Origin of the sequence: Comamonas sp. B-9, from assembly GCF_000410635.1 — a bacterium.
GTDB lineage: Bacteria > Pseudomonadota > Gammaproteobacteria > Burkholderiales > Burkholderiaceae_C > Comamonas.
In genome coordinates, this window is sequence record NZ_KE148601.1 from 57062 (window position 1) to 68767 (window position 11706).

At 64.1% G+C, this 11706-nt stretch carries 6 protein-coding genes; 1 reads left to right on the forward strand and 5 read right to left on the reverse strand.

Annotated features, from left to right (window positions below; genetic code table 11):
• Positions 1-418 precede the first annotated feature (418 nt).
• Positions 419-3109, forward strand: coding sequence for a DUF5979 domain-containing protein (locus H928_RS28170; RefSeq protein WP_021027351.1), 2691 nt, complete (start codon positions 419-421; stop codon positions 3107-3109).
• 117 nt (positions 3110-3226) lie between these two features.
• On the opposite strand, the gene H928_RS0115625 is transcribed toward H928_RS28170, so the two are convergent.
• The 5 genes from H928_RS0115625 to H928_RS28180 form a co-directional block, all read right to left on the reverse strand.
• Positions 3227-3712 carry a toxin-activating lysine-acyltransferase gene (locus tag H928_RS0115625; RefSeq protein WP_158400557.1) on the reverse strand — a complete coding sequence of 162 codons (486 nt, stop codon included), beginning with the start codon at positions 3710-3712 and terminating at the stop codon, positions 3227-3229.
• A gap of 193 nt (positions 3713-3905) precedes the next feature.
• Entirely contained in the window at positions 3906-5117 is a 1212-nt protein-coding gene (locus tag H928_RS0115630; RefSeq protein ID WP_027011004.1) for an ABC transporter substrate-binding protein, read from the reverse strand.
• Between the two features lie 155 nt (positions 5118-5272).
• Positions 5273-7087 (reverse strand): class I adenylate-forming enzyme family protein, encoded by a 1815-nt coding sequence (locus H928_RS28175; protein WP_021027354.1) that lies wholly within the window; start codon positions 7085-7087, stop codon positions 5273-5275.
• On the reverse strand, positions 7084-8709 hold the full coding sequence (locus tag H928_RS0115640; RefSeq protein ID WP_021027355.1) for an AMP-binding protein: 1626 nt from the start codon (positions 8707-8709) through the stop codon (positions 7084-7086). Before H928_RS0115640 ends, H928_RS28175 begins: the two co-directional genes overlap by 4 nt.
• A gap of 71 nt (positions 8710-8780) precedes the next feature.
• On the reverse strand, positions 8781-11706 hold a 2926-nt coding region (locus H928_RS28180; RefSeq protein WP_043340449.1), incomplete at its 5' end, for a carboxyl transferase domain-containing protein.

The window sequence follows — 11706 nt, forward strand, 5'->3', positions numbered from 1 at the left end:
TTTTAAAGGGGCGTAATGGAAATTCCCGGGTGCATAAGTTGCGGTATAGGCAGAAACTGAAAATGAAGAGCTGAGAAAGCCATGGATTCCGTTGGGTAGGCTGATCGACATTGATCACCGAGGTGGTACTTTTTTCATGAAAGTCAAATGCTTGCCATCTCGTCGTGCCGGGTGGTGAGCTCTTCAAAGTGCCAGCGGGTGCAACCAAGAGCGTATTTTCTTGAGCTGAATCAATAGATCTGTTTCTTGTTGTGTCTGAAGCATTCGGGCTAAATCAGGCACTGCTGCTGTATTCACATTGGTTGACATTTAGTGGGCGTTTTCGATTCTCGACATTTCATTTGATGAGGCCCACAATCAAGTGTTATTTGTATTTTGTTGATGGATATTCTGTCGACGGATAATTCAAAGGAGTGACATGAATAAAACCTACACCAGCAAGTGGAGCGCAGCGCTCGGGGCCTGGGTGGCATGCTCCGAAATCACCAAGCGTGCAGGCAAGCAAACGACGGTGGGCGCTGTGTTGCTGTGCACTGCAGCGCTGGCCCAGGCACAAAACTGCAGCCAGGCAGCCGATGGCTCCTACCTGCCAGGCAACTCAGGGGCCGATGCCACCTGCACCGTGGTGCCAGCTACGGCAGGATTGCTGACGCAGCCAGCCACTGCCAGCTTTTACCTGCTAGCCCGCTCCAACCTGGATGGCGTGCTGACCATTGGCAATGCCAATGTCCAAGCCCATGTCAGTGGGGGCTATGGCGGCATCGGCAACCAGTACGCTACCGGCCCAGGTGCACCTGGAGCGAGAAATGCGTCCATGCAGGCGGGCAATATCACGCTGGATGTGGCGACGACAGACAATGCGACCAGCATCGGCAGCCACAGTGGTGTCAACATCAGTGCGGCCAATACCAACATCACAGCGGCCATGAGCTATAGCGGAGGCAATACCACCGGTGGTGCCGCGATCTATGGCGTGCTGGCCGGGTCCAGCGTGGTGTCGGGCGAAGGAGGGACGGGCAATACCGCACGCAACGGCACTTTCACGACGGTGACGCTCGATAACCTGACCCTCAACCAGACTTCGTCGGGAGGAACCAAGAACCCCATCCTGAACGCCGGCCTGCGGGCCATCCAGGGCGCCTACCAGGATGCGGGCAATGGCAGCTCGGGCAAGATCGAGATCAAGGGGCGGCTCGGTATGTCGATGACCGGTGCACGCCTGGAGGGCATTTATGTGTCCGGGGCTGCCGCCAGCAGTGGCGGTGAGGCCGTTTCGCAGGTGGTGCTCAACGACAGCACGATCACGTTGACCAGAAGCGGCGCGGTCGCCGACAGCAGCGCCATCAAAATTGGCAAATCGCGGGCCATCGGTACCGGCAAGGGCTTGGTCACGTCTCAGGGGGCGATGCAGATCACGATGGACCCGGCGCTGGGAGGCAGCGAGCCCTATATGAGCCCGGCCATCAAGCTGGCCGTCACCGGCTCGCAGTTGCTGGCAAACGGCGCCAACAGCTCTGCCAACATCCAGGCCAGCCGTTCTGCGCTGGCCATCGGGATTGATGACTGGGGTACCAGCGTGGATTCGCAAGGCATCCAGGCGCAATTTGGCAAAGCCACGCTAACGACCCAGTCGGCGACGGCGCCGCTGCTGCTGGTCGACAGCGGGCAGCAGGATGTGCAGATGCTGTTTGACAAAGGCTCAGACCTGACTGCAGCGAGCAATGGCTATCTGGTGGACATCATCCAGTACCGCAGCTCGGCGGCGGCCAGTTCGGCCCAGTTGAGCTTGGACAACGCCAGCGTGGCAAGAGGGTTGAGCAACAAGTCCTATGTCAACTCCAGCCTCGATATCGCGCTGAACCATGCCTCCGTCTGGGCCCTAGCCGAGAAGACGAACGGCGACAAAACCTCCACCTACACCAGCTTTGGCATGGCGGCAGGCTCGCGGCTGGATGCCTTCAAGGCGGGTGCTGGGGCCTTTGTGATGAACGGACCGGTCAACTCGGATGCCTCGACCACCAATTTGGTGGACAGCGAGCCCAATGATGTGCTGACCATCCAGCCCAGCTATAGCGGCAGCAATGCGGCAGTGCTGGCGGTCGATACCTGTCTGGGCGACAGCAGCGCACCCTCCGATGTGCTGAAGGTGGTGGGAGACACCAGTGGCAGCACGGTGCTTAAGGTAACACCTGCGGCGGGCGCGGCTTGCGCAGGCGCGCTCACCACCGGGAACGGGATCTTGGTGGTCGAGGTCTCGGGCAATTCCGCCGCGACCTTCACACTCGATGGTGGCTCCATCGCGCAGGGCAGCTTTGTTTATGCGCTGGTCAAGGTGGGCAACAACTGGTACTTGCAGTCCAGGCTTGGCACTGGATCCATTGTGGTGCGCAAAGAGGTTAACGCACCGGCGGGCGCCGCGCCCTTTAATGGCAGCATTGATTTTGCGCTGAGCTGCGACAGCGGCGCGACGCACCATGGCAGCATCACCGTGGCCAACAACCTGGGTGCATCCAGCGCCATCACGGTGCCAGCGGGCAGCCAGTGCGCATTGAGTGAGACCTTGCCTGCAGCACCGGCTGGCTATGCCTGGGGGCCACCGGCTTACTCGGCGATCACCCCGGTGCTCGCTGGCCAGGAGCAGACGGCCACCATTACCAATACGCTTTCCAATACGATGCAGGCCATGGGGACGCTGCAGGTGAACAAGGCGGTGCTCGTGCCCGCAGGTGCTGCTGCGTACAGCGGCAGCATCAGCTTCAGCGTCGCCTGCGTCAGCCCGAACTTCAACACCGCTGGCAGCATCGCTGTGGCGGGTAACCTGGGCAGTGCCGCCCCGATTGCAGTGCCAGAAGGGAGCCAATGCACGGTGACTGAAACCTTGCCGGCTGCCCCCGATGGCCTGGTCTGGGCGCCACCTGTCTATACCCAGCCTGGCCGCATTGTGGCCGGGCAGACGGCTACCGCCACCATTAGCAACCAGCTGACTAGAGGCACGGGTGATCTGGCCCGTGTACCCGTCAATGCGCCTTTGGCCTTGGGAGGGCTGGCCGCCCTGATCGGCATGCTGGCCTGGCGGCGCCAACGCGATGAGAGGCAGCCCAAGTCTTAAGCGCCAGCGCCGAAGGCGGGTACCGATGAACCGCTAGCCCCAACAAAGCCATGCTGCTTGTTCAAGCAGTGTGGCTGCATGGGGCGCTGTGTGCAGCGCTCGGCCTGCAGCGCCAATTTAGCGGCCCCGCTCCAGGCCGGAGAAGAACTTGGTCGTTACCGTGCCTGTGGCGGGCTTGTGGTAGAGGAAATAGGCCCGCTCCGCCTTGAGCACATGCTTTCTCAGCAGGCGCTTGGCGACTGTGCCGCCGCCTGCGGGAAAGAACCAGGACAGCATCCACATGCGCACTGGCGTGCTGCCATCGTGGGGACGGTCCAAAAAAGCCGCATAGGGCTCGGTTTTGTGGATGTAGGCCTGCTCGTCCTGTTCATTCAGAAAGGCCCAATTGACATAGCCCAAAGGTTGCTGGTCTTTGACAAAGAAGCAGAAATGGCGCGAAGCGATGATCGCGGTCAGTATTTCCATCGCCGATTCGACCGAGCCCTGGCGGTAGTAGCTGTGCTGGTTCCACAGCCACACCATGCCGCCTAGAACCTCCGCCTCATTCCATGCGTCTTCGGGGTAGCAACTGGGTGCTATGACGCGAACACCATCCAACAGCATGCAAGGCTCCAAAAGTTTCCCTAGGCTGACAATATACGCGCAGCCCAGGGGCATCGTGAGCAGGGCGTTGCAGTTGGCTGGGCATGGTGCGCAGCGGCCGGCCATGAGCCAGCCGCTGCCGCAGCAGCCCAGCTAATGGCTGAGCCAGATGTGCCGGGGCGCAGCGCTGGGGGCCGTCAGTGGCTGATGCCCATCAAGACTTGACCAGCGGACACTTGCCCTCGGACAGCGGCCGGAAGGCCTGGTCGCCCGGGATGGTGGCGATGATCTTGTAGTAGTCCCAAGGCGCCTTGGACTCCTCGGGCTTTTTGACCTGCACCAGGTACATGTCATGCACCATGCGGCCGTCCTCGCGGATCTTGCCGTCGTCGCTGAAAAAGTCTTTGATAGGCATCTTCTTCATCGCGGTCATTACCGCAGCGGTCTCGTCGGTGCCCGCCGCTTCGACCGCCTTGAGGTAGTGCATCACCGCCGAGTAGGTGCCGGCCTGGGCCATGGTCGGCATCCTGTTCATGACCTTGAAGTACTTTTGCGACCAGGCGCGGCTCTCGGGCGTGCGGTCCCAGTAGAAAGCCGTCGTCGCATACATGCCCTGGGCGGTCTTGAGGCCCAGCGCATGCACGTCCGAGATGAACATCAGCGCTGCGGCCACCTTTTGCTTGTCGGTGATGCCGAACTGGCGCGCGCTCTTGATGGAGTTGATGGTGTCGTTCACGCCATTGGCCAGCGCAATCACATCGGACTTGGAGGCTTGCGCCGTCAGCATGTAGGACGAGAAATCGGGCGCATTGAGTGGGTGCTTGACGGTGCCGATCACCTTGCCGCCGTTCTTGTCGACGGCGGCCGTGATGTCGTTGGACAGTGCCTGGCCAAAGGCATAGTCCACCGCCACGATGTACCAGCTCTTGGCGCCGCCCTCGGTCACCGCCTTGACGGTGCTGTTGGCCGTGGCATAGGTGTCGTAGGTGTAGTGCACGATGTTGGCTGCGCAGTTCTCGCCGGTGATCGAGCTCGAGCCCGCCTCGGTGTTGATCAGCACCTTGTTCTTTTCCTTGGCCACGGTGGCGACTGCGTTGTGCACGGCGGTGTTGCCCAGGCCGATGACCATGTCCACGTTCTCGCGGTCAAACCATTCGCGGGCGCGGGTGGCACCAATGTCGGCCTTGTTCTGGTGGTCCACCGACAGCAGCTCGATCGGCTTGCCCAGCACCGTGCCGCCAAAATCCTTGATCGCCATCGTGGCCGCCGCGACCGTGCCCTTGCCGCCAATATCGGCGTAGGCGCTGGAGGTGTCGCTGATCACCCCTATGCGCACGGCGTTGTCGGATATGCCCTGCGCCCATGCGCCAGAGGCCAGGCCAACAGATGCAAGCAGGGTCGTCAAACAAGTGGTTCTGAACTTCATGGAAATGGTCTCCTGGTATTTTTATCGTTGGCCACGGCCAGGTGGGTTTGCCCCGCTGTCAAAGGGTTCAGGGCAAGGGGTTGGGCCTGGTGGGCACGGCGTAGCGGATCACACAAAGGGTTTGGCGCAAAGCTGGGTGGGGCAGGGCGGAGGTATCAGGTCATGCGGCCCTCCTTGGTGGGTGGCGTGGCCGCTGTCTCGTTGGCAGGCTGGCCCTGCAGCTCGGCCAGGATCATCGCCTTGAGCTTGAACTTCTCGATCTTTTGCGTCAGCGTGCGCGGGAACTGCTCGACCACGCGGATATGGCGCGGCCGCATGAACTTGGGCATCTTGCTGTCGCACCAGGCATGCAGCGCCTGGCGGTCGATCAGCTGCTGCTCGCGCGCCACGACATAGACGACGACATCGTCCTCATCGCCCTCGTGCGCGGGAATGGCAAAGGCGGCCGTCATCTCGACGGCCGGGTACTGGTTGACCATGTCCTCGATATGGAAGGACGAGATGTTCTCGCCGCGCACCCGGATGCGGTCGCCCATGCGGTCGACAAAGCTCAGGCTGCCATCGGCATGGCGCAGCGCCGAGTCGCCGGTGTGGAACCAGAGGTTGCGAAAGGCCTTGGCGGTGGCCTGGGGCTTGCCCAGGTATTCGACCAGCAGGTAATAGGGCAGCTTCGACCGAAAAGCCAGCTGCCCGGCCACGCCCACAGGGCACTCGCCATCGCGTTCGTCCAGCACGGCGGCCTCTACAAAGAGGCTCGGATGGCCCAGGTAGCCCTTGCCCACCTGGCCCGCTTGCGCGGGGCCCAGCAGCTCCAGGCCCAGGGCCGCCACCTGCGCTCGGATGGACTCGCGCGTCTGGCCGCGCCGGTAGGCGGGCGGGGATTCGCAGCTGGCGTCCGTCTCTTCGATGACCGTGAAGCAGGACATGCCCGACTCCGTCTGGCCAAAGCCGGCGGTCACAAAGTCAAAACCAAAGCGGCGCGCAATCTCCGCATGGCGCTGGGGCAGCGGCTGCATATAGACCTTGTTGAGGCTGTTGTGGTGGTCGGTGGCTGCTGGCGCTGCCTTGGCCAGCCAGGAGATCATCGTGTCCACCAGTACCGCACTGGTGGCGCCGCTGACTGCAATGCGGCGCCAAAAGTCATTGGGGCTGAAGCGGTCCCAGCAGGCCAGGCCACTGCCGGCCCACACCGCCCGCACCACATTGAACACCGCGCCGCCCACGTGGTACATCGGCAAGTCGTTGTAGACCACGTCATGGCCATTGAGCATCTGGCGGAACAGGAAGGTGTACTGGTTCATCCAGCGGTGGCTCTGCACCACGCCTTTCGATGGCCCGGTGGTGCCCGAGGTGTAGATGATGTTGCACAGGTCGTCATAGGCCAGCGCCACATCCGGTTTGGCTGCGGGCTGCAGTAGCGCGGCCCAGTCCGTCTCCGCATGCGGGCCGCGGTAGGGCACGCCGCCTGTCACCGCATCATGGCTGGCGGCGGGTGGCTCGTAGACCACCACATGGGCCAAGGGCGCGACCTGGGCCAGCTCGTCGACGATCGCGTTGAGCGCCGGTACCAGTGCGCGCTCGGCCAGCAGCATCACCGGCTGGGTGTCGCCAATCTGGTAGGCCAGCAGGCGCTCAGTCAGCCCAAAATTGATCGGCGCAAAGATGGCGCCGGCCTTCCAGATGCCAAACATCGCCAAGGCGCTGATGAGCTGGTTGCGCATGAACACCGACACCGGCATGCCCCGGCCGATGCCGGCAGCTGCCAGGTTGCCAGCGATGGCATCGGTGATGCGGTCAAACTCGGCATAGCTCAGGCGCACATCGTCTTCGCCATACAGGTAGAAGAGCTGGTCGCCCTTGGTACGCGCCCAGTGTGCCAGGCGCTCGGTGGCCAGTTCGCCATCGCGCTGCAACAGCTCCAGCAGCGCCTGGTTATCCAGCGCCGCATCGGGGTGGGCTTGCGCGTTCATGCGGCGCTCGCTTTCTGCGGATCCTTCAACAGGCGCCGCAGCACCTTGCCGGTACCCGTCGTGGGCAGTGCCTCCCGAAACTCGATCTCGCGCGGTGCCTTGTAGACCGACATCTGCTCGCGGCACCAGTCGATCAGCTGCTGCGCGCTCACTGCCGGCGCGCCCTTGCGGGCAATCACCACCGCCTTGACGGCCTGGCCTTTGTTCGGGTCATCGATGCCGATCACCGCCACCTGGGCGACCGAGGGATGCTTGATCATGATGGACTCGACCTCCTCGGGGAAGACGCTGTAGCCCGAGACCTTGATCATCTCCTTGAAGCGGCCGGCAAAGGTCAGGTAGCCATCGCTGTCGATCTTGGCCATATCGCCGGTATGCACCCAGCCGTCCTTCAAGGTGCTGGCCGTCGCCTCGGGCTTGTTCCAGTAGCCCTTGAAGTTGCCCGGGCTGCGCAAGACCAGCTCGCCGACTTGGCCAGCTGGCAGGTCCTGGCCGGTGCCCGCATCGATCACGCGGCATTCCACCCCTTCGATCGGAATGCCGTGCGCGCCCCATTTGATGGCATCGACGGGCATCGAGGTGTCCCAGGTGTGGGTTTCGGACATGCCATAGGTCACCTCAAACAGCTGGCAGTTGGGCGCAAAGCCGCGCCACTGCTCGGCCAGCGCCTGGTTGATGGTGATGCCAAAGCTGGTGCTGGGGTTGATGCGCAGCGCGCTGAGGTCGTAGCTGTGCGCAGCGTCAACCTGCATCACCGCTGCATTCATGCTCGCCACGCTGTACCACCAGCTCACCCGGTAGCGCGCCAGCGCCTGCAGCACCTGCACGGGGTCAAAGCGGTACAGCAGCACGCAGCGGATGCCGGTGTAGAGCGTGACATTGAGGCCGATCAGCATGCCTGCAATGTGGTTGAGCGGCGCGACGGCCAGCATGGTGTCGTCATCGCGGATCGGATTGTTGTCCGCTGCCGCATGGGCCTTGAACAGCGCGTTGCGGTAGCTCAGCATCGCCCCCTTGGGCAGGCCGGTCGTCCCTGAGGTATAGGTCATCAGGGCCACATCGTCCATGTCCAGCGGGCCCACATCGGGCGCGGGCAGGGGCGTGCGCAGGCAGTCCACAAAGTCTGTCGTGCCATCGATATGGCGCTTGGGCGTGCCGATCTCGGCGGGCAGGTCGATCGTCGGCTGGGCCGGCAGCAGGTCGGCGTAGTGGGTGAGGAACACATGTTCAATCGCCGTCTTGGGGCGTGCCGCCTGCACGATCTCGTAGAGCACATCGGCTGCGACGATCACCTTGGCGCCCAGGTCAGAGAGCTGGTACTCCAGCTCATGGCCCTTGAACAGCGGGCTGCAGGGCCCCACCACCGCGCCGAGCTTCTGGATGCCGATATGCGCAATCACGTACTGCGGGCAGTTCTGCATGAAGAGGGCCACCCGGTCCCCCTTGGCCACGCCGCGCTGCTGCAGCTGGTGCGCAAAGGTATCGCTCATCTGGTCCAGCTGGGCCCAGCTGATGGCGGTTCCGTACCAGATAAAGGCGGGCTTGTCGGGCTGGGTGCGCGCATGCTGGCGCAGGTACTCATGCAAGGGCTTTTCTTGTTGCCGGTATGCGATGGGGCTCATGGTGTCTCCTACGGTCCTGGTGTTTTTGGGGATCTCGGTCGCAGTGTTTGGCTGAGGCGGGGGCGGGTTGCCTACCAGGGCGATACCCCCGAGGCCGCCCGCCCTGGGCTGGCTGCTGGCAGGCTGGCGAGCATGCTGGCCAGCCAGTTGCGTGTCTGCGCCGGGTCGATCACATCGTCGATCTCGTTGTAGCTGGCCACGTTCAGCGCCTTGCCCTGGGCGTAGATCTCATCGGTCTTGGCCTGGAAGTAGGCGGCCTTCTCGGCAGCGTCCTCCAGCGCTTCCAACTCGCGCCGGTAGGCCAGGCGCACCGAGCCTTCGATGCCCATGGGCCCCAGCTCGCCGGTGGGCCAGGCCACGGTGGCCACCGGCACAAACAGGTTGCCGCCCAGCATGGCCTGCGCGCCCAGGCCATAGGCCTTGCGCAGCACAATGGCCAGCACGGGTACCTTGATATGGCTGGCCGTCACAAAGATGCGGGCAAAGTGCCGCACGGCTGCAGCCTTCTCGCTCTCGGGTCCCACCATGAAGCCCGGCGTATCGCACAGCGACACGACCGGCAGGCCGTAGTTGTCGCACAGCTCCAGAAAGCGCGATATCTTGTCTGCGCTGTTGGCATCGAGCGCGCCGCCCAGGTGGCTGCCATCGTTGGCCAGCACGCCCACGGCCTGGCCTTCCAGCCGGGCAAAGCCGGTGACGACGCTGCGGCCAAAGTGCTCGCGCAGTTCCAGAAAACTGCCGCTGTCAAACAAGGTCTGCACCACCGCGCGGATGTCGTAGCCCTTGACCCGGTTCTCGGGCACCAGCGCGCGCAGCAGGCGCTGGTCGGCATGCGCGCCGGGCGGCAGCTTGCCCTGTACAAAGCCCAGGTAGGTCTGGGCCAGGGTCACCGCCTCGGTCTCGTCGCGGGCCAGCAGGTCGATCACGCCATTGCGGGTCTGCACGCCCACGGGCCCTACGTCGTCGGCCGCCACCACGCCCAGACCGCCGCCTTCGATCATCGCCGGGCCGGCCATGCCGATGCTGGCATCCTGCGTCGCGATGATCACATCGCAGCAGCCCAGCAAGGCGGCATTGCCGGCAAAGCAGCGGCCCGAGACCACGCCGATGGTGGGCACCTTGCCCGACAGCCGTGCCATGTGCGTGAAGGTCGTGAACTCCAGCCCCGACACGCCCACATAGTCGGTGTCGCCGGGCCTCCCGCCGCCGCCTTCGGCAAACAGCACAAAGGGCAGGCCCAGGCGTTCGCTGGTGTGCACGATGCGGTCCATCTTGCGGTGGGCCATAAAGCCCTGGGTGCCGGCAAACACCGTGTAGTCATAGGCCATCACCGCGCAGCGCGACTGCTCGGGCCCAAACTGCTGGCCGTTGATGCGGCCCAGGCCGGTGATGGTGCCGTCGGCGGGGCTGAGGCGAATCAGCTCTTCCTCGCTGCGGCGCCCGCGCTGCATGGCCAGGGTCAGGCCGCCGTATTCCACCAGGCTGCCGGCATCGAGCAACTGCTCCAGGTTCTCGCGTGCGGTGTTCTTGCCATGGCGCCGGCGCTTGGCCACCGCTTCAGGGCGGGCCGAATCCATCAGGCCCTGCTGGCGCTGCAGCACCTTGGCCAGGTCGGGGCGGATCGCATCGAGGTCGGCCTGTTGCTGCTCTGCGGCCATCGCATCGGCCGATGCATCGGGCAGCACCCAGCCGAGCAGGGTGCCCGCCGCCACCACCTCGCCCAGCAGCGCCGCGCGCGCCACAAAGCGGCCGCCCTGGGCCAGGTCCACGCTGTGCTCGAGCTTCATGGCCTCCAGCACCGCCACCGAGGCACCCTTGGCCTGCACCGTATCGGCATCCCGCTCCAGCGCAATCAGCCGCCCGCGCATCGCAGCGCGCACCGCATGGGCACCTTCGGGCAACGCGGGCTCGTCGCTGGTGCCGGTCTGTGCGGCGTTCTGGCTGGTGCTCTGTGGGTCAGCCTGGCGCTGTGCTGCCAGTGCAGTGGCCGCTGCATGCAGCGCCGGGCCTTGGCGTTCCACATAGGTGGTGTCGATATCTCCACGCAGCACCTGCGCATCGCGCAGCAGCGCACGCAGGTAGTCCAGGTTGGTCTCCAGGCCCTGGATATGGAACTCGGCCAGCGCACGCTCGGCCTTGGCGCAGAGCACGCCAAACTGGCTGGGGCCGCTGACGATGACCTTGGCGAGCAGGGAGTCATAGTTGCCCGAGGTCTCGTAGCCGGTATAGCCAAAGCTGTCCACGCGCACGCCCGGGCCGGTGGGCGGCTCAAAGCGCGCCAAGGTGCCGCCGGTGGGCAGGGCCTGGGCATCGGGCTGCATGCTCTCCATGTTCACACGCGCCTGCAGCGCAAACTGGCGGGGCAGCGGCATTGCCTGGTCCAGGCCCAGGTCCTGCAGGCTGGCGCCATCGGCCAGCGCAAACTGCAGCGCCACCAGGTCCAGCCCGGTGATGGCCTCGGTGATAGTGTGCTCCACCTGCAGGCGCGGATTGCATTCGATAAAGATGTACTGGCCGCTGCGGCTGTCGACGAGGAACTCCACCGTGCCCAGGCCTTGGTAGTGCATTGCGGCGCCCAGGCGGCAGGCGTGCTGCACGAGCTGCGCGCGCAGCGCTTCGCTGATAAAGGGGCTGGGTGCAATCTCCAGCAGCTTTTGGTGGCGGCGCTGCAAAGTGCAATCGCGCTCAAACAGGTGCTGCACCGCGCCGCTGCCGTCGCCCACGATCTGCACCTCAATATGGCGGGCGCCGCCGATGAGCTGCTCCACATACAGATCGCTGCGGCCAAAGGCGCTCAGCGCTTCGGAGCTGCAGCGGTCAAAGGCTGCGCCCAGGTCTTCCACGGCCATCACCGCGCGCATGCCCCGCCCGCCGCCGCCTGCCAGCGCCTTGAGCATCACCGGCCCACCCAGCTGCTGCATGAAGGCCTGGGCCTGCGCCAGGCTGGTGGCGCTGTGCGTGCCTTGCGCCACCGGCACCTGTTCGCGCTCTGCCAGC

Coding starts and splice junctions, on each gene's coding strand:
- H928_RS0115640 (WP_021027355.1), bottom strand. CDS start 8,709: ATGAGCCCCATCGCATACCGGCAACAAGAAAAGCCCTTGCATGAGTAC.
- H928_RS0115630 (WP_027011004.1), bottom strand. CDS start 5,117: ATGAAGTTCAGAACCACTTGTTTGACGACCCTGCTTGCATCTGTTGGC.
- H928_RS28170 (WP_021027351.1), top strand. CDS start 419: ATGAATAAAACCTACACCAGCAAGTGGAGCGCAGCGCTCGGGGCCTGG.
- H928_RS28175 (WP_021027354.1), bottom strand. CDS start 7,087: ATGAACGCGCAAGCCCACCCCGATGCGGCGCTGGATAACCAGGCGCTG.
- H928_RS0115625 (WP_158400557.1), bottom strand. CDS start 3,712: ATGCTGTTGGATGGTGTTCGCGTCATAGCACCCAGTTGCTACCCCGAA.